The following is an 18,112-nucleotide window of genomic DNA, read 5'->3' as shown; positions in this document are numbered from 1 at the left end:
TGTCCGTCTTTACAAAACTACAGTTAATTAAACGGACAACTCACTTTGCTTGGATACTATTCCGCAGCCATCAATCGCCGATATTCATCATAAGCATAAAGATCCGTCATCCCACTGATATAATCCTGAATTAAACGAGCACGATAATAATATTCATAGATCTCATGTTGTTCTGACGATAAATTACGTAACCGCTCTGTCGATTCCGCATAAGCCAAGCGATGCTTAGTAGACAATTTATGGAACAACCGCGTCTCAATAGGATACTGGCGGTGGCTGTCTTCTGCCACTAACTGTGTAAAGGCCGTTTGCGGCATAGATAATAATGGGCTGTAAATATCAAGTAGCCCACTAATAACTCTATATCCTTGTAATTCAAGCTGTTCTACTTCAGGATGATTAAACACATGTTTTACTGCCACCTTTTTAAAAATTTGCAGTAATTTACACGCAGGGCTGGAGTCTTCTAATAATGCCTGATTGAACGAGCCAGAAAATACCGTGGGTAAATTTTCAATAAACCGTTGTGCTGCATGGGGAACTAACTTCCCGACAGTATTTACCCGTAAATACATAAAGAATTGATCTTCCGAACTGCGCCGGCCTTGCCCGCGACCTAATTGCCGGAATGCGCCACCAACAACTTTATCAAACAAGTCGCCATGGGTAACTTCGCCCCACTCTTGCATCATATGATCATAAAGTTGTTCAACGCTGAAAATACTTTTTTCTACTGCATCTTCTAAGTCAGCAATACAATAAGAAATATCATCCGCAGCTTCCATAATATATGTCAGAGGGAAACGATTGAACTCTCCCATATTGAGTTCACGACGTAAATCTTTAACATAGTCTTCTTCAGCCAGATAAAACCCTGGTTTCTTCATCAAATAGTGATGAGAAGCAGGAATATCGCCTGACCAATACGCCGGTTTGGTATATTTAAGAATGCATCCTACCTGAGCATAAGTCAGATTCAGTTTTAATAAACTGTAAACCAACCGAATGGCTTGTGCGTTACCTTCAAACTGGCTTAGGTCATGGCGGATTTTACTGCGCAGGATATTAAGTTCTGTTTCCCCTTCCCGCAGCCTTAATGCATTAACCTGACAATGATCCTTACCACGAGGTTCCGCACCACCGCCGTTAGGGTCCATCTGTTTTGTAAACCAGTTATTGATAGCTGATTCACCAAAATGGCCAAAGGGAGGATTACCGATGTCATGCATCAGGCAAGCCATTTCCACTATGCTTTCAAAGGGATCAAGCAGCTTATCCAGCCCATAAGCTGTGATTTTTTTATCCTGCTTAAACCGATTAAGGATCTCTTTGGCAATATAACGCCCCACTTGTTGCACTTCCAACGAGTGGGTTAAACGGCTACGAACAGCGGCATTACGTTCCAGTGGGAAGACCTGTGTTTTTTGCTGCAAACGCCGAATGGCGGCAGAATTCACAATCCGACCCCGATCACTTTCAAATACTCGGGTAATCTCATATTCATCTTCCGCCGAACTGGATTTACCAAACGGCCGCTGAAAACTGATTTTCTGCTTAAAGTCGATCCCGGACATGTTATCCCCCTGATCATTTAATATAAACAGTGATACCGACTCCCGCCAACAGATGCAATTGATTACGCATGAACTGCGGCACATTACGCATTATCTTTGCTGAGCTACCCGGATATCTCACTTAACTGATAAACTGTGCGTTGATAATTACAACCTAATCCACTCTTTAAAATCAGCGGGTATCCATATGAAAGTAGGCATTATTGGTGCGATGGAGCAAGAAGTTACGTTGCTGCGTGATAAAATTGAAAATCGCCAAACCTTGACACGAGCAGGTTGCGAAATTTACACCGGTAAACTCAATGGCGTTGATGTCGCATTACTAAAATCCGGCATTGGTAAAGTCTCTGCGGCCATGGGAACAACATTGCTGTTAGAGCATTGCCAGCCAGACGTGGTAATCAATACCGGCTCTGCGGGTGGTTTAGCCTCCAGTTTGAAAGTGGGTGATATCGTTGTTTCTAACGAAGTTCGCTATCACGATGCTGATGTGACCGCATTCGGCTATGAAGCAGGCCAAATGGCCGGTTGCCCTCCCGCTTTCATTGCTGATGCTGAGTTGATTGCACTGGCAGAAAGCTGCATTAATCAATTGAACTTACATGCAGTACGCGGCCTGATTTGCAGCGGCGATGCCTTTATTAATGGTTCAGCCCCCCTGGCCCGTATCCGCGCGGCCTTCCCGTCGGTGGCAGCAGTCGAGATGGAAGCCGCCGCTATCGGCCATGTTTGCCATCTGTTCGAGACACCTTTCGTTGTGGTTCGTGCGATTTCTGATGTGGCTGATCAGGAGTCTCATCTGAGCTTTGAAGAGTTCTTAGTGGTCGCCGCTCAGCAGTCGACGCTTATGATCGAAGCCATGTTAACCACACTGGCTAATCGCAATTAATGGTCCGTTCCCGTATTTTCGCCCTATCACGAGCAGCAATAACGTTGTTGCTCGGCCTGTTTTCGTTTGCCCTGTTTGCACCATACGCAGTAGCAGTAGAGCGGATTATCAGCTTATCCCCCAGCACCACTGAACTGGCTTATGCCGCGGGATTAGGCGATAAACTGGTTGCAGTAAGTGCTTACTCTGATTACCCGGAAGCGGCTAAAAAGCTTGAGCAAGTTGCATCCTGGCAAGGCGTGAATGTCGAACGTATTTTGGCATTAAAGCCAGACTTGATCCTCGCGTGGCGTGGCGGTAATCCACAACGCCCGCTTGATCAACTCGCCGCCTTTGGTATTCCAATCTTCTATTCTGATCCGGTAAATATTGATCAAATTGCTGGTGATCTGGATAAATTGGCGCAATACAGCCAGCATCCTGAACAGGCCCACCAAGCCGCAGCTCAACTCCGTCAGAAGGTTACTGAATTACGTCGCCACAATGCCCGTAACACGCCCTTGCGTACCTTTTTACAGTTTGGTACTCAGCCGCTGTTTACCAGCTCTGGGCATACGTTACAAAGTGAGGTTATTTCCCTGTGTGGTGGAGAAAATATTTTTGCTGGCAGTCGTGTTCCTTGGCCTCAAGTCAGTCGGGAACAAGTCATGACACGCCAACCACAGGTGATCGTAGTCAGCGGTGACCAGCCACAAGCTGATAATGTCAGAGCCTTCTGGCAACCTCAGCTTGCAATTCCTGTTATAACGCTGAATGAGGACTGGTTTAATCGTTCGGGTCCGCGTATCCTGCTGGCCGCTGAACAGTTGTGCCAACAAATGGCCAGCTTTCAATCCCCCGTGGCGGAGTCACATTAATGCTGGTTTATTGGCTGGATATTTTAGGTACTGCGGTATTTGCTATCTCTGGTGTATTGCTAGCGGGGAAGTTGCGTATGGACCCGTTTGGTGTGCTGGTTTTAGGGGTGGTGACGGCTGTCGGTGGGGGAACAATCCGCGATATGGCCTTGGCCAATGGCCCGGTTTTTTGGGTGAAAGATCCTACTGACTTAGTGGTTGCAATGGTGACCTGTCTGGCAACCATTTTGTTGGTGCGTCAACCTCGTCGAACACCTAAATGGATCCTGCCGGTGCTTGATGCTATTGGTCTGGCAGTATTCGTCGGTATCGGCGTCAATAAAGCCTTTGCGGCTGGTGCCAGCCCGTTAGTGGCTATCTGTATGGGTGTTATAACCGGAGTCGGCGGTGGGATTATCCGCGATGTATTAGCCCGCGAGATCCCAATGATCCTGCGCACTGAAATTTATGCTACCGCCTGCATTATTGGTGGTATCGTTCATGCTACCGCGTTCTATACTTTTGGTATGCCCTTACAACAAGCAATGATGCTGGGCATGGTGATTACGCTCGGTATCCGGCTTGCAGCTATCCGCTGGCGTTTAAAACTACCCACATTTGAAATAGAGCACTAATAGAGTGATTGGTCTAATTTGTATGATCTAAATCTTCAAGTTTTTAAATAATTAGCCGATATATCTATCCAAAATAATTGGCCCTGATAGCTAACAACGCTGCGGCGTCAATAAGCAGGATATCCCCATTTAGCTGGCTGAATGGGACACCGACAGATAAAAATGCAGTCATAAATCATGAAATATTTTTTGTTTACGTTTTGGCTGGCATTTATTGCCAGTCCGTCGCTGGCTCAGGGGCTAAGCGGCACAATAGAATTAAGCTTAACTATCGTGCCATCTTGTCAGGTGCAATCACCGAATCAAAATGAACACATAGCTAACGATGCAAAAGTAAATTATCCACAAATACACTGCCAACGAGGAGGTGGCTTGGTTAGCGAACCTAAAATCAGCCATTCTTTTATTGCGACAGATGGCTCATTACTCAGCCAAACCAGTAACAGCCAGATGACACAGTTGATCACTGTAGAATGGTAATATTCAGATGAAAAAAACCGCAACTATTAAAGTTGCGGTTTTTTATCGGAAATTGAGTGGACTAATTATACCCAAAGTCATTGGTGTTACAGCAGGGCAGTAAACGAACGACAAATCAGTCAGAAGCGATTTGAACAGCATTGATGCTAGCCCGTAGAGTGTGCCTTCAAAATGAGGCTCACTAATCCCGATGAGCTGCAATTCAGTGGTTCGGTTAAGTGAATACAGCTAACGTCGTTGTAGCATCAAGGACACAGGATAAATTAAATGCTGAAAGAAGAACCGCAACCACAGGTACTTTTCGCATTCGGGTTCGTCACAATAAAGCGTGAGCCTTCCAACCCTTCGGTATAATCCACCGCACCGCCGACCAGATATTGCAGGCTCATCGGATCAACAACCAATTCCACGCCTTGCTTTTCGATGGTCATATCCCCATCGTTGATTTGATCATCGAAAGTAAAACCATACTGGAACCCGCTGCATCCGCCACCGGTAATATAAACCCGCAGCTTCAGATTCGGATTTTCCTCATCAGAAATCAGCAGTTTAACTTTCTTAGCTGCTGCCTCAGTAAACTGTAGGGGCAGTACTGTTTCATCGCTCATACTCATCACTCCCAACCGGTGTTCGAGTTGCAGGTTACTACAATGGCAGCCTGATCTAATCATCAATTATCTAATACCTGAGTAATTCATTCAAGTATTGCTGGCTAATGTTATATATTATCTACCTGTTTGAGTATCATTTTCAACCACCGGTTGTTGTTGTTCACTCGCAGATGCAGCCTGCTCTTGTCTTTGTAATGTGCGGGCTAAAATAGCTGAATACAAGGGCTTACCCCCCATAAATTGTGCTATTAATGTGGCGCCCAAGCAGGTCACTATCATTGGTAAAATAAGCTGATAATTATCGGTCATCTCCAACACCAAAACTATCCCAGTCAGTGGTGCACGTACCGATGCAGCAAACAGCGCCCCCATCCCGGCAATAGCAAAAGTCCCGGCCTCAATGCCGTATTCGGGGAAAAAATACGCGCAGGACAAGCCGAAAGCAGTACCCAAAATAGTTCCTAAAGCCAACATTGGAGCAAATATCCCGCCAGGTGCACCAGAACCAAAGCACAATAGTGTCGTAATAACTCGAGCAATAAAAATGAATAGCAACATGCCGATACTGAAGTTACCGGCTGTCGCAATAGGAATTAATGCAAAACCGCCCCCCACAGCCTCGCCGTGAAACAATGCCAATAAACCACACATTCCTCCCAGTAGGCCGCCAAGCAAAACTAACTTGCGCCAATCACCACCGTGGAAACGCATGAACATATCCTGAGTGCGGAATATTAACGCATTGAATATCACACCGATGGCACCGAAAATAATCCCCAGCACAAGGTAAAGCCATAATGTGTCCAGTGGCACTTCGCTCATTTTACCGACATCAATAACCGCATGTTCACCGTTAAAATAGCGGTAGACGATAGTAGATGTTATCACCCCGACAAATACGGCTTTGATTGATACCAGACTGTAGCGGAACTGAGAGCGCATCTCTTCAATAACGAACAAAATCCCCGCCAGCGGGGCATTGAAGGCCGCAGACAACCCGGCAGCTGCACCTGTTGCCAGCAATGAGTGACGTGCTTCAGGGCTGTGCAGACGAAAGATATCGACAATCATCCGCCCGCTATTACCCCCCATCTGTACCATCGGCCCTTCCCGGCCTAACACCATGCCCGCCCCTAATGTTCCAAGGCCGCCAATAAATTTAACCGGAATAACCCGCCACCAGCGCACTGGCCGCATTTCCTCCATTGCCCCTTCGATTTCAGGAATACCTGAACCACCAGCCTCAGGAGCAAAACGACGCACCAAAAAATAACCTACCATCGCCAGCAACGCCGACATAACGAAAGCCAGCGGCCATACCAAAATTGCGTAATCCGCGACTTTGGCCAGCGTTGCCAACCTTTGTTGTTGGATCCAATCGACGCCGCGATCAAAAGCCACAGCCAGCAAACCGGTAACAACCCCGACCACACCAGCCATAATAAGAATAACCAACGGCGTTTTATCACGATTAACCAATGCTCGGATAAAACGACCCCGTTTGAGTTCAGTAACGCCTTCAGCAGGCATTGGTTGCGTTGAATCAGTCATGATTAGTCTATTTATCAATTGAATAATAAGTAATACAAATGAACAGTAGTCTGAGTTTAGACTACATCATCATGATGTGCCTGCTTAAACGTCGATGAAACACTCTGGCTTAGAATGTAAGTTTAGCGATGAAAGTTTCGAATATGCGGCACGTCGCGCAAGCTAGCAGTTAATTATGCCCAATCATTTGATAACCGCGGCCAGTTCTTTAGAATAGGTACCATTGTCTATGGTCATAGCTGATGTTAACAACATTCATTTTATATAACTCACTGTTATTTAATATAATATCATCTCAGCCAATGTCATCAAGCCCAATTCAGGAGCCAGTTTATGAGTAAGTCCGAAAGTCTGTATGCCCAGGCACAGCAGGTGATCCCAGGCGGGGTTAACTCTCCGGTGCGTGCATTCACCGGTGTCGGTGGCGTTCCATTGTTTATTGAACGTGCTGACGGCGCTTATCTATTTGATGTCGATGGTAAAGCTTACATCGATTATGTCGGCTCCTGGGGTCCGATGGTGCTTGGTCACAATCATCCCGCCATTCGTCAGGCCGTAATTGAAGCAGTCGAGCGCGGCCTAAGCTTTGGCGCACCGACAGCGATGGAAGTCAAAATGGCTGAGTTGGTGACAGAATTAGTGCCAACCATGGATATGGTACGGATGGTTAACTCCGGTACCGAAGCCACCATGAGCGCCATTCGTCTAGCCCGAGGTTTCACTGCGCGCGATAAAATCATCAAGTTTGAAGGCTGCTATCACGGCCACGCCGACTGCCTATTAGTAAAAGCAGGCTCTGGCGCATTGACCCTCGGTCAGCCAAACTCTCCGGGGGTACCGGCTGATTTCGCTAAGCACACTCTGACCTGTACTTATAACGATCTCGCCTCTGTACGTGAAGCCTTTGAGCAATACCCACAAGAAATCGCCTGTATCATTGTTGAACCTGTCGCTGGCAATATGAACTGCATACTACCGCAGCCAGAATTCCTGCCGGGGCTGCGTGATCTATGTGATGAATTTGGTGCATTGCTGATTATTGATGAGGTCATGACGGGTTTCCGGGTGGCATTAGCCGGGGCGCAGGATTACTACCATGTCATTCCTGACTTAACCTGTCTGGGGAAAATTATCGGTGGTGGTATGCCGGTGGGTGCTTTCGGTGGTCGCCGTGATGTCATGGAGGCACTGGCACCGACTGGACCAGTTTATCAGGCGGGTACTCTCTCCGGGAACCCTATCGCTATGGCGGCGGGTTATGCCTGTTTAACTGAAGTGGCACAGGTAGGTATTCATGAAACCCTGACCGAGTTAACCGATTTACTGGCAACTGGCCTGCTCGATGCAGCACAAGCAGAGAATATCCCGCTGGTGGTTAACCACGTTGGTGGCATGTTTGGTATCTTCTTTAGCAATTCACCAACGGTCACCTGCTATCAGGATGTCATGAATTGTGATGTTGAACGCTTTAAACGTTTCTTCCATTTGATGCTGGCAGAAGGCGTCTATCTGGCCCCTTCTGCGTTTGAAGCCGGTTTTATGTCCGTCGCACATAGCAAAGAGGATATCCAGAGAACCGTCGATGCTGCCCGCCGGTGCTTTGCCAAACTTTAATATCTATAGATACTATAACCACCGCCAAAACGCTGGAGGTGGTTATAAATTAAAGCCCAGAGGTTTAATGCGCTTAATTAATTTAATGCCGATTAACGGTATAAAGTAATTCTGATATTTCTACATACTGTGGAATATCACCACCACTACTACCATTCCAACTTGGCCCCATAGGAAGTGTAGGCATGTTAACTTCAACTGGGTGATAATCTATTATATTACGGGTTACTGGTTGAACAGTATCAATGTGCGTCGTCAGAGAAAAAGTTAATACATCGGAAATGAGTAACACACCAAAGCCTGTCACTATCAGACCATATATTAACAAGATATTAATCAACACCTTGTCATTAACCCCATGCAGAAAAAACTTACTTTTTTCATGAATTAATTCAGTCATCTTATTTCTCTCCAATTTAATTACCACTAAATAATGAGTAGAATAATCAGACAAACTAATAACTTAAAAATAATTTACATTGCATTATTTAGCTTGATAACATACAGGTAACTATCAAATTGACAATCACAATTAGCGTCTAAGTAACGCGATGGATTTTCTGCCTGATTCTTTCACACTATCATATAAAAACTCATGAACAATACTTTATTACTTATTAAATTTAACTGGGTTTAAATATAATTAACAATGCATGTAGTATTTTTATTTATAATAATTTTAAATACAATAATCATTAAATAATATTACTATAAATTAACCCAATATCCTCCATATCATCGACTCATAATTAATAGCTCGATGATATATTTGATAAAAAATCTAACTACAGTTCAGAATCCATATTCAAACGAAGCAGATTATTGACATAATAACCGCTTACCGCCCTTGTTTACGCAATAAATAAACAAAGTAAGGAGCACCAATAAATGTTGCCAACAACCCTGCGGGGATTTGGTTCGGGAACAACAGCATGCGGCCACACCAGTCGGCAAATACCATCAGCAGTCCACCTAAAATAGCCGCGATAAACAGTTGTGGAATGGCTCGGCGAAAGCCCATCATACGCGCCATATGTGGTGCCATCAGCCCGACAAAACTTAAAGGTCCAACTGTCAGGGTAGCCGCGGCAGTTAAGATGGCAGCCAATAACAAAATGGCTAACCGGCTAGGTGCAAGCGCCATACCCAGTGCTCTGGCTGTGACACTGCCCAATGGCAAAATCATTAACCATCTGCGGCACAGTGGCGCTAATGTAATCAGCACCAAAGCAACTAAACCGGTTGTTACTGCCTGTGTTCCATTAACCGAGTAGGTAGAGCCAGAAATCCACGCCAGCAAGCCGCGCATACGTGGGTCGCCACTGGCCAGTAACATAGTGATTACCGTGGTAAAGGCGGTGCTCAGTGCAATCCCTGCTAATAGCATTCTGCCTGGAGAGAACCCGCCACGACCAGCAACCACCAGAATCAACAATAACGTGGCCGCAGCCCCTAAGCTCCCGGCGGGTAGCAACCATAGCAACGCATTACCTGGCACGATAAACATCATGACCACCACCCCGAAAGAAGCACCAGAGCTGATACCCAGAACTTCGGGGCTAGCCATTGGGTTACCCGTCAGTTTTTGGATTAAGGTCCCCGCCACCGCCAGCATCATACCGGCCGATAATGCCGCGAGCACACGTGGCCAGCGCCAATGTAACACTGCCTGAAGTTCATCACCGGTAATCCAACTCCAGCCCTGATTGTCGCGGCCGAGCATAAGCGCTACCGTCAACCCAGCCAGCAGTAACAGCAAACCAACACTTATCCATAATCCTAAATGCTGTCGTTCAGCAGGAACATTATCGCCAAAATCCATATTGGGTGCGGTCGCACTGTGTAAACGTGGTAGTAGCCACAACAGTAGTGGTGCACCAATCAAGGCGGTCGCCGCACCGGTAGGGATCTCCCGCCAGACTTGCGTCAGCCAGATGATGCTCTGATCGGTAACCCAGAGCAGTAACGCCCCGACTACCGGTGCCAGTATCAAGCGCTGAGATAACCGCCGCGCACCAAAAATTTTCGCCAACAGTGGCGCAAATAGACCGATAAACCCAATGACTCCGACTGCATTAACTAACATCGCACTGAAAATAATTGCCACGCCCAGCGCACTCAACCGCGCCAGTGATAACCCCAGTCCTAGATTACGAGCAATGCCATCATCTAGCCCCAATAGGGTTAATGGGCGTATCAGTAAAGCTGCCAATATGCAGGTAATCACTAAGCGTGGCAGAATAAATTGCACCGTACTCCAATCCTGCTGATTCAGTGCGCCACTGCTCCATAAGAACAGCCCCTGCAACTGGTCATAGTTAAATAGTGCCAACAGACCATTAACTGCACCACAGTACAAACCAAGAACCAGGCCAGCCAGAATCAGAGTGACAGGCGAGAGTCGTTTTCCCCAAGCGACACCAAATACCAACGCACCGATGACCATACCACCAGCCATTGCTGCCAGTTGGCGGGTCAATTCGCCACCAGGTAACATCCATAGGGTAGCGACTGTCAGCCCAAGTTGGGCACCCGCCGCGACACCGAGTGTGGCGGGTTCGGCCAATGGATTACGCAGCACTTGCTGGAATAAAACACCGACTAACCCTAACCCAGCACCGGTGAGCAGTGCGACGACCAACCTAGGTAACTGGCTGTAATGGAATAACATCTGGCGCACATCATTGTTGTCTGGCCGCCATAACGCTTCAGCCCATAATGAAACGGGCAATAATTGGCGCAGATTATATAGAGTCAGTGCCACGGCAATTATCAATAACAGCCCAAGTAATCCAATGGGCAGTAACCCGCTCTTGCGTGGATGGGTTGCCATCATGATGCATTACCCCATGCCTGCTCCAAAAGACGCACAAAACGCATGGCAGACAACGTTGAGCCGTAGAACCACACCGGCGGCAATATTCGTAATTGGTTTTGACGCACAAATGACATAGATTGCCACAACGGAGTGCCAGCAACCTGTTGTAACATTTCACGATTACCATGATCGAAGCAGATGGCGCGCCCCTGTTTTATGGTCGCTAAACGTTCAATACCCACAACCGAGCTACCCCAGAGATTGGTTTCTCCCTGCCAGGCATTTTCAATCTTCAATTGGTCCAATACATCTTGGAATAGGCTGCCTTTGCCGATAACCAGCGCATGGCGAGTGTCCAACAGAGTAAACATCAGTAGTGGTGCCTGGCTGGTGTGATAAAGACGTTGACGAGCTACCTGCATAAAGTGGGTAAAGTCAGCAATATGCTGCTCCGCAACCGTTTCTAGCCCTAGCCGTTGGCCCAGCGTGCGCAATGAGTTCCGGCCAACTGCCAGCGGTGAACTGCCCTCTTCATTAAAGGCAAAACTCATCGAGGGAGCGATAGGAGCGAGTTTTTCCGGCGAAGGGCCAAAGCCTTGCGACATCAGGATTAGCGACGGTGCCATTTGCTGTAGCAGTTCCAGGTTAGGTTCAGTACGCTGCCCCACATCAATAACACTGGCAGGCAATTCAGGATCTTCAACCCATAGTCGGTAATTATGGGTGTCAGCCACACCATAAGGTGTAACCCCCAATGCCAACAGTAACTCAGTGGGTAACCACTCTAACGTGACAACTCGATTAGCATCAATCTTGCCGCTATTCTGCGCCCAACTGGGCAATGACAGCAGTAACGGCGATAGTGCTAATGCGGTAAGCAGTCTGCGCCGAGAGTGATCTGGCATCGCGCAATGAGATTCAACCATGGATAAATGTGTTGTCATTAGTACACGAAGCTTACCGGCGCACCACCGGCCGGATGCGGTAATATCCCCATTGGGATACCGTAGATTTGCTCCAATACCTCTCCCTGCATCAGGCTGTCAGCCGGCCCTTGTGCAATCATCTCCCCGCCACGCAATGCCACTAAGTGGTCGCAATAACGGGCGGCCATATTGATATCATGCAACACAGCAATGACTGTCAATCCGCGTTCACGACTGAGATGTTGAATTAACCCTAATACCTCTACCTGGTGCGCAATATCCAGTGCCGAAGTCGGTTCATCGAGCAATAGGCAGCGGCTATTTTGTGCCACCAGCATGGCCAACCAGGCACGCTGCCGTTCACCACCGGATAAACTGTCAACCAACCGGCTAGCCAAGGGTTTTAAATCGACCAGTGCAATTGCCTCTTCCACTTGTTGGCGGTCTTCCTGACGAAAACGGCCTAACGCGCCATGCCACGGATAGCGGCCAATCGCCACCAATTCACGTACCGTCATCCCTTCAGCCGCCGGTAACTGTTGTGGCAAATAAGCAACTTCACGGGCAAACGCTTTGCTGTCCCACAGTGCTAATGGCACATCATTGAGTAAGGCTTCGCCACTTGATGGTGGCTGATGGCGACCCAGCATTTTTAATAGTGTTGATTTACCGGAACCATTATGGCCGATAAGTCCGCAGACTTTGCCTTGTGGGAATGTCAGTGACAGTGGCTGTAATAAGGTTCGGCCGGGAACCGAAAAACTCAGCTCACGGAGGATAAAGGTGCTGGATTGGCTTGCCTGTTGGTCCAAGATGGTGCCCTGCGATTAAAAGTTAACGGGTTTAACAATTATTGCGACCCGAACGTTATCGAAAAATAGCGAGAAAGTGAATCGAAACGATAATAATTATCAAAGTGAAATAATTATCAAAGCAGGTAGTTTATGCGTAACCTGCGACGAACTGCAAGCGCTAAGCCAGCCGATTGAGTAGTAAGAAATGAGGGGATAAGGTGCGGAGGCAAAACAGTGGAGCTGTGGAGCATGAATAGACTGGCACGGTCGCGATAACCGTGCCAGTGGGTTAACTGTTACTGGCCGAACATATCTTTTATCCAGCCGGCAACACCGTCGCCTTCGGCTTGTGGTTGCGAAGCGGGCTGAGCCGCCTTACACAACCCCTGTGGGTTTTCAGTCCAGACAGGAATGGTGCGCATACCACCAGCCTCACCACAGACAAAGTTACCCGCCGAATCAATGCTCATCTCGCTAATCCCTTCCGGTGGTTGCAACACCAACGGCAGTGGAGTCTGGTTCTCCAGATAGCGGCGATACAAGGTTAGCGCACCATTAGCTCCGGTCAGTTTTGCCGGGCCGTTATTGTCACGACCAACCCAGGCAATCGCCACTTCCTTACCATCAATACCGGCAAACCAGCTATCACGCAGGTCGTTGGTAGTACCGGTTTTGGCCGCCAGTGTGTATTTGGAGAATTTCACTGACAGCGAACGAGAGGTACCACGGGCCACCCCTTGTTGCATCGCATAAAGTGTCAAATAGGCCGCCTGAGCAGGTACCATACGTTCCGCCTGTGGGAAGCTCTGATACAGCACGGTGCCATCTTCGGCAATAACCGAACGCACCGCCGATAACGGTGCACGGTTACCGCCACTGGCGATAGTCTGATACTCCTGTGCCACTTCAACCGGAGTCAGGTCAATCGCCCCCAGTAACATGGCCGGAACTGGAGTAATAGCGGCTTTCGGGATCCCTAATCGCTGCAACATCGCACTGATTTGATCCAACCCAACCGACATTCCTAGATTCACCGTCGGCACGTTCAGCGAGTTAGCCAGCCCATCAACCAACATCACCTGACCACGGAACTGGCGATCATAGTTTTTTGGCTGCCATGATGAACCGTTTGGTAATTTGATCGACAACGGTTGATCAGATAACCAAGTGTTAAGGCGGTATTTATCTGGCTCACTCAATGCCGTCAGATAAGTGGGTGGCTTGGCAAGAGAACCGACTAAACGACGAGCCTGCATTGCACGGTTAAAGCCTGCATACTGCGGCTGTGCGCCGCCCACCATGGCACGAACTTCGCCACTGAAGCGGTCAACAATCACCATCGCCGCTTCCAGATCATCCAAATGACGAGCGGCTTTCAGCGCCGGAATGCCGTCTTCAATGGCTTTTTCTGCTGCATCTTGTGAAACTGGATCCAGTGTGGTGAAGATCTTCACACCAGATAGATCGTTAATCTTGTCACCCAGTTTCTGTTGCAGTTCCTGACGCACCATCTGCATAAAGGCTGGCTGGGGAGTAATAACACCGCCTTTTGGCTGTACCCCCAGCGGGCGGGCACTAAGCATGGTGTAAAGCTCTGCATCAATCACACCTTGATTCTGTAACAGGCGCAACACCAGATTGCGACGTTCAAGTGCCAGCGTTGGGTTACGCCATGGGTTATACAGCGACGCCCCCTTCACCATACCCACCAGCATCGCTTGCTGATCAAGGCTCAGTTCATTTACCGGGCGACCAAAGTAATACAGGCTTGCCAGCGGGAAACCACGAATCTGATCGCTACCACTTTGACCGAGATACACTTCGTTCAGATACAGTTCCAGAATCCGATCTTTGCTGTAACGGTAATCCACCAACAGAGCCATATAGGCTTCGTTAAGTTTGCGCCACAGTGAACGCTCGTTGGTCAGGAACAGGTTTTTCACCAATTGCTGCGTCAGGGTACTGCCGCCCTGCACCGCTTTACCGGCAGTCAGGTTAGCGACTACTGCGCGGCCAATGGAGTACGGGCTGATGCCATCGTGCTCATAGAAATGGCGGTCTTCGGTTGCCAGCAAAGTATCGACTAACAAATCAGGGAAACCGGCACGCGGCACAAACAGACGCTGTTCACCGTTAGGTGATTGCAGCATGGTAATCAACTTAGGATCAAGGCGCAGGAAACCGAAATCACGCTGATTATCCAGATTTTGGATCTGGGCCAGACGATCGTTTTTAAACACCAAACGCGCGCGGATCTGGCCCTCTTTCGCATCAGGGAAATCAAATGGGCGGCGCAAGATATCAATACTATCGCCCTGAACCGTGAATTCACCTGGACGGGTCATACGGGTAACCTGCCGGTATTGCATCCCTTCCAGCAAATCGACCATCTCTTTTTTGCTGTAGGACATCCCCGGTTCAAGGTTAACCATGCGGCCATACACAGCGGCTGGCAGTTGCCAAACTTTGCCATCGATGCGGCTGCGAATTTGCGAATCGAGGTAAACCCCATAAATAGCCAGCACCACGGCACCGACTAAAAACAGTTTGATAAATAAGCCGAGCCAGCGGCGTTTTTTACGGGGCGTACGTGATGCTACCTTTCTTGGCATCGGCTCTTCCTCGTCATCGTAGTCATCATCGTCGTGCTCTTCGTCATCTAAATAGTCTTCTTCTTCGAACTCATCTTCATCACGCCGCCGGCGCAGTGGCCGTTTCGATGCGACTTTGGGTAGGGCTTTCTTGCCCTTGCGCCCTATTGGCTCGCGGTCATCCCCAGACATGTATTTATCTCCACGCGCATTGGCGATTATTGCGGCTTAATGTGTTCCCCAATTTATCGAATAGAAAGGGGAAACATCTGAAATTATTGGCTCTGATACTTCTTGGTCCTGCGGGTTGGCCGGGTATTGGCAGGGTCATCCGGCCAGACATGTTTGGGATAACGCCCTTTCATCTCTTTTTGTACCTCCCGATATGCGCCTTGCCAGAAAGCGGCTAGATCACCCGTAATCTGTAATGGCCGATGTGCCGGGGAGAGCAGTTCTAACACCACCGCCACCCGCCCGCAGGCCAGCATCGGGCTGTGTTGTTCGCCAAAGACCTCCTGCAAACGCACCGCCAGTACCGGTGGCCGCTCGACATAATAACGGATTGGCAGGCGGCTCCCCGTGGGCACAGTGTAATGAGTTGGCAGCTCAGTATCCAGCCGTTGACGTAACTGCCAGCTCAACAAGCGGGTTAATGCCTCGCTAATATTCACTTGCCGCAATCCGCGGAAAGCCCGCACGCCGGACAGCGACGGCTGTAACCACAGCTCAAGTTTGCTCAGCAAACTGTCATCATCCATCGCAGGCCAAGGCTCCTCAGGTAGCCAGCGGGCAGCATATTGTAATCGAACGCGTAACTGCTCGGCATGCTCATCCCAATTGAGTACCTGCAACCCTTGCTCGCGTATCCAGTTAAGTAATGCCGATTGCAATGCCTCATCGCTCGGCTTGGCTAACGGTTGCGCCCGTAAGGTCAAACGCCCGATTTGCCAGCGTCGCCAGGCCCGCAGCGTACCCTTTTCTTCATCCCATTCCACCACCGTCCGCTCGTCGACTAACCGGGGTAATTGTTTTACCAGTTGTTCAACATCAATCGGCAATGCCAGCAAAATACGCGCATCCGGCCCGCTGTTGCTTTGTAATAAGTTGGCGGCCACTAGCCAGGGGGTACGTGACAGCGCCTCATCCTGAGCCATTGCAGCCCCCATACCGTTAGCCAACAGGTAGCGACCATCCAGCCCTCTCTGCTGCGCGATGCGATCAGGGTAAGCCAGTGCCAGCAATTGGCCGGCGAGATTACTGTCCACGTTGCCTGAACGGCGGTTGACTCTTTGCGTCAATTGCCGTGCCCGGCGCTGCCAGTGAGGTTGCGGCCGACTAAGCCAATCGTGTAAATCAATCTGACCAGAACGGGGTGGTTCTTCCAAAATGGCGGCCAGCAATGCCGCCGTTGCCAACGCATCGGGGCTTTGTTCAGCGGCAAAGCACAACATGGCCGCCAAACGCGGTTCACAACCTAAACTCGCCATACTGCGCCCCGTAGCACTAAGGTGGCCATGGGTGTTGATGGCCCCGAGTCGCATTAATAATTCGCGCGCGACAATGAGTGCCGCCTGCGGCGGTTGATCCAGCCAGCTCAGTTGTGCCACATCCTGACAGCCCCAATTCAGCAGTTCCAACCATAAGCTGCATAGATCGCTGTTGAGGATTTCCGGCTCACTGTATTCCGCTGCTCGATCGGCTTGCTCTTTAGCAAACAAATGCCAGCAGATACCCGGTTCCAGCCGCCCGGCACGCCCGGCACGCTGAATCATTGAGGCCTGACTGATACGCTGGGTGACTAATCGGGTCAGGCCATTTTTCACATCAAAACACGCTACCCGCTCCAGGCCACTGTCCAACACCAGCCGAATACCTTCAATGGTCAAACTGGTTTCGGCAATATTAGTCGCCAGCACCACTTTGCGCCGTCCGGCGAGAGCCGGTTGAATCGCTTTCTGCTGTTCATTGAGCGGCAGCGCACCATACAGCGGGCAAAGATCTGTGTCGTTGGCTACGGCACCGTGCAAGCGCTCCATCACGCGATGGATTTCACCGACACCGGGTAAAAATAGCAATAAAGAACCGGTTTGCTCATTTAATAAACGCTTAACCCGACTGGCAACCCCATCTTCAAGCCGCTCATGGCTTGATAGCGGCTGATAGCAACGATCGACGGGAAAGCTGCGCCCAGCCGAGACAATGGCTGGCGCGCAAGGAAGTAGCGAGGAAAGACGCTGGTTGTCCAGAGTCGCGGACATGATTAACAGTTTTAGGTCATCGCGCAGCCCCTGCTGTACATCCAGCAATAGCGCCAGCGCTAAATCAGCTTGCAAACTGCGTTCATGGAATTCATCGAGGATCACCAGCGAGACGCCCGTTAGCTCAGCATCCTGCTGGAGCATGCGCGTCAAAATGCCTTCGGTTACTACTTCCAAACGCGTATCTGGCCCGCTTTTGCTTTCAGCACGCATCCGATAGCCTACCGTCTGGCCGGGTTGTTCCCCCAGTTGTTGCGCCAGGCGGTAAGCCACATTTTTCGCCGCCAGCCGCCGTGGTTCCAGCATGATAATCCGCCCTGGCAACCCACTGTATTGCAGGATTTGCAGCGGTAACCAGGTCGATTTTCCCGCGCCGGTCGGGGCATGGAGTAAGACTTGCGATGAGGTTTGCAACGCAGAGAGTATCTCGCTGAGCACTTCACTTACCGGTAAAGCAATCACTGTCGCATCACGCTCTTTCTGGTTCACCACCACATTTGTCTCCATGCTCTACTTTCATCATCAGTCATTGTAA

14 protein-coding genes are annotated in these 18,112 nt (G+C 49.2%); 5 read left to right on the top strand and 9 right to left on the bottom strand.

The features are described from left to right. Nucleotides 1-56: 56 nt before the first annotated feature. A complete protein-coding gene (gene dgt / locus Q2T72_RS04150; protein ID WP_083160434.1) occupies nucleotides 57-1,574 on the bottom strand; it encodes a dGTPase in 1,518 nt (505 codons plus the stop codon). A gap of 187 nt (nucleotides 1,575-1,761) precedes the next feature. Here dgt and mtnN point away from each other — a divergent pair, with 187 nt between their 5' ends. The 4 genes from mtnN to Q2T72_RS04130 all read left to right on the top strand — a co-directional run bounded on the left by mtnN (nucleotide 1,762) and on the right by Q2T72_RS04130 (nucleotide 4,414). Beyond that, entirely contained in the window at nucleotides 1,762-2,463 is a 702-nt protein-coding gene (gene mtnN, locus Q2T72_RS04145) for a 5'-methylthioadenosine/S-adenosylhomocysteine nucleosidase (protein WP_372568696.1), read from the top strand. Beyond that, nucleotides 2,463-3,320: a vitamin B12 ABC transporter substrate-binding protein BtuF gene (btuF, locus tag Q2T72_RS04140; protein ID WP_372568695.1), complete on the top strand. Its 858-nt coding sequence runs from the start codon at nucleotides 2,463-2,465 to the stop codon at nucleotides 3,318-3,320. Before mtnN ends, btuF begins: the two co-directional genes overlap by 1 nt. After that, nucleotides 3,320-3,934 carry a TRIC cation channel family protein gene (locus Q2T72_RS04135; RefSeq protein WP_019211026.1) on the top strand — a complete coding sequence of 205 codons (615 nt, stop codon included), beginning with the start codon at nucleotides 3,320-3,322 and terminating at the stop codon, nucleotides 3,932-3,934. The genes btuF and Q2T72_RS04135 overlap by 1 nt, the downstream gene beginning before the upstream one ends. A gap of 177 nt (nucleotides 3,935-4,111) precedes the next feature. After that, a complete protein-coding gene (locus tag Q2T72_RS04130; RefSeq protein ID WP_372568694.1) occupies nucleotides 4,112-4,414 on the top strand; it encodes a hypothetical protein in 303 nt (100 codons plus the stop codon). A gap of 263 nt (nucleotides 4,415-4,677) precedes the next feature. Here the strand turns inward: Q2T72_RS04130 and erpA are convergent, their stop codons facing one another. Further along, nucleotides 4,678-5,022 (bottom strand): iron-sulfur cluster insertion protein ErpA, encoded by a 345-nt coding sequence (gene erpA, locus Q2T72_RS04125; protein ID WP_004706254.1) that lies wholly within the window; start codon nucleotides 5,020-5,022, stop codon nucleotides 4,678-4,680. Nucleotides 5,023-5,139: 117 nt separating this feature from the next. Beyond that, the gene (clcA, locus tag Q2T72_RS04120; protein WP_372568693.1) at nucleotides 5,140-6,576 is read right to left on the bottom strand and encodes a H(+)/Cl(-) exchange transporter ClcA; all 1,437 of its coding nucleotides are present in this window, start codon (nucleotides 6,574-6,576) and stop codon (nucleotides 5,140-5,142) included. Nucleotides 6,577-6,909: 333 nt separating this feature from the next. On the opposite strand from clcA, the gene hemL reads away from it, so the two are divergent. Beyond that, nucleotides 6,910-8,190 carry a glutamate-1-semialdehyde 2,1-aminomutase gene (gene hemL / locus Q2T72_RS04115; protein WP_372568692.1) on the top strand — a complete coding sequence of 427 codons (1,281 nt, stop codon included), beginning with the start codon at nucleotides 6,910-6,912 and terminating at the stop codon, nucleotides 8,188-8,190. 82 nt (nucleotides 8,191-8,272) lie between these two features. Here the strand turns inward: hemL and Q2T72_RS04110 are convergent, their stop codons facing one another. The 6 genes from Q2T72_RS04110 to hrpB form a co-directional block, all read right to left on the bottom strand. Beyond that, nucleotides 8,273-8,590 (bottom strand): nuclease, encoded by a 318-nt coding sequence (locus Q2T72_RS04110; RefSeq protein WP_372568691.1) that lies wholly within the window; start codon nucleotides 8,588-8,590, stop codon nucleotides 8,273-8,275. A 438-nt stretch (nucleotides 8,591-9,028) separates the two neighbouring features. After that, entirely contained in the window at nucleotides 9,029-11,026 is a 1,998-nt protein-coding gene (gene fhuB, locus Q2T72_RS04105; protein ID WP_083160444.1) for a Fe(3+)-hydroxamate ABC transporter permease FhuB, read from the bottom strand. Then, the gene (fhuD, locus tag Q2T72_RS04100; protein ID WP_372569852.1) at nucleotides 11,023-11,913 is read right to left on the bottom strand and encodes a Fe(3+)-hydroxamate ABC transporter substrate-binding protein FhuD; all 891 of its coding nucleotides are present in this window, start codon (nucleotides 11,911-11,913) and stop codon (nucleotides 11,023-11,025) included. The genes fhuB and fhuD overlap by 4 nt, the downstream gene beginning before the upstream one ends. A 38-nt stretch (nucleotides 11,914-11,951) precedes the next feature. After that, nucleotides 11,952-12,746 (bottom strand): Fe3+-hydroxamate ABC transporter ATP-binding protein FhuC, encoded by a 795-nt coding sequence (fhuC, locus tag Q2T72_RS04095; protein ID WP_083160448.1) that lies wholly within the window; start codon nucleotides 12,744-12,746, stop codon nucleotides 11,952-11,954. Nucleotides 12,747-13,024: 278 nt separating this feature from the next. After that, nucleotides 13,025-15,511, bottom strand: a complete 2,487-nt coding sequence (gene mrcB / locus Q2T72_RS04090; protein WP_372568690.1) for a bifunctional glycosyl transferase/transpeptidase — start codon at nucleotides 15,509-15,511, stop codon at nucleotides 13,025-13,027. Nucleotides 15,512-15,594: 83 nt separating this feature from the next. Next, a complete protein-coding gene (gene hrpB, locus Q2T72_RS04085) occupies nucleotides 15,595-18,084 on the bottom strand; it encodes an ATP-dependent helicase HrpB (protein WP_372568689.1) in 2,490 nt (829 codons plus the stop codon). Between the last annotated feature and the right edge of the window lie 28 nt (nucleotides 18,085-18,112).

Origin of the sequence: Yersinia sp. 2466 StPb PI (genome assembly GCF_041538325.1) — a bacterium.
Classification (GTDB): Bacteria; Pseudomonadota; Gammaproteobacteria; order Enterobacterales; family Enterobacteriaceae; genus Yersinia; species Yersinia enterocolitica_E.
The sequence above is the reverse complement of the archived record's forward strand: the minus strand, read 5'-3'. Positions and strand labels throughout refer to the sequence as shown.

Excerpts from the sequence above, each read along its gene's own strand:
- dgt (WP_083160434.1), bottom strand. The coding sequence starts at position 1,574 with ATGTCCGGGATCGACTTTAAGCAGAAAATCAGTTTTCAGCGGCCGTTT.
- mtnN (WP_372568696.1), top strand. The coding sequence starts at position 1,762 with ATGAAAGTAGGCATTATTGGTGCGATGGAGCAAGAAGTTACGTTGCTG.
- btuF (WP_372568695.1), top strand. The coding sequence starts at position 2,463 with ATGGTCCGTTCCCGTATTTTCGCCCTATCACGAGCAGCAATAACGTTG.
- Q2T72_RS04135 (WP_019211026.1), top strand. The coding sequence starts at position 3,320 with ATGCTGGTTTATTGGCTGGATATTTTAGGTACTGCGGTATTTGCTATC.
- Q2T72_RS04130 (WP_372568694.1), top strand. The coding sequence starts at position 4,112 with ATGAAATATTTTTTGTTTACGTTTTGGCTGGCATTTATTGCCAGTCCG.
- erpA (WP_004706254.1), bottom strand. The coding sequence starts at position 5,022 with ATGAGCGATGAAACAGTACTGCCCCTACAGTTTACTGAGGCAGCAGCT.
- clcA (WP_372568693.1), bottom strand. The coding sequence starts at position 6,576 with ATGACTGATTCAACGCAACCAATGCCTGCTGAAGGCGTTACTGAACTC.
- hemL (WP_372568692.1), top strand. The coding sequence starts at position 6,910 with ATGAGTAAGTCCGAAAGTCTGTATGCCCAGGCACAGCAGGTGATCCCA.
- Q2T72_RS04110 (WP_372568691.1), bottom strand. The coding sequence starts at position 8,590 with ATGACTGAATTAATTCATGAAAAAAGTAAGTTTTTTCTGCATGGGGTT.
- fhuB (WP_083160444.1), bottom strand. The coding sequence starts at position 11,026 with ATGATGGCAACCCATCCACGCAAGAGCGGGTTACTGCCCATTGGATTA.
- fhuD (WP_372569852.1), bottom strand. The coding sequence starts at position 11,913 with ATGCCAGATCACTCTCGGCGCAGACTGCTTACCGCATTAGCACTATCG.
- mrcB (WP_372568690.1), bottom strand. The coding sequence starts at position 15,511 with ATGTCTGGGGATGACCGCGAGCCAATAGGGCGCAAGGGCAAGAAAGCC.
- hrpB (WP_372568689.1), bottom strand. The coding sequence starts at position 18,084 with ATGGAGACAAATGTGGTGGTGAACCAGAAAGAGCGTGATGCGACAGTG.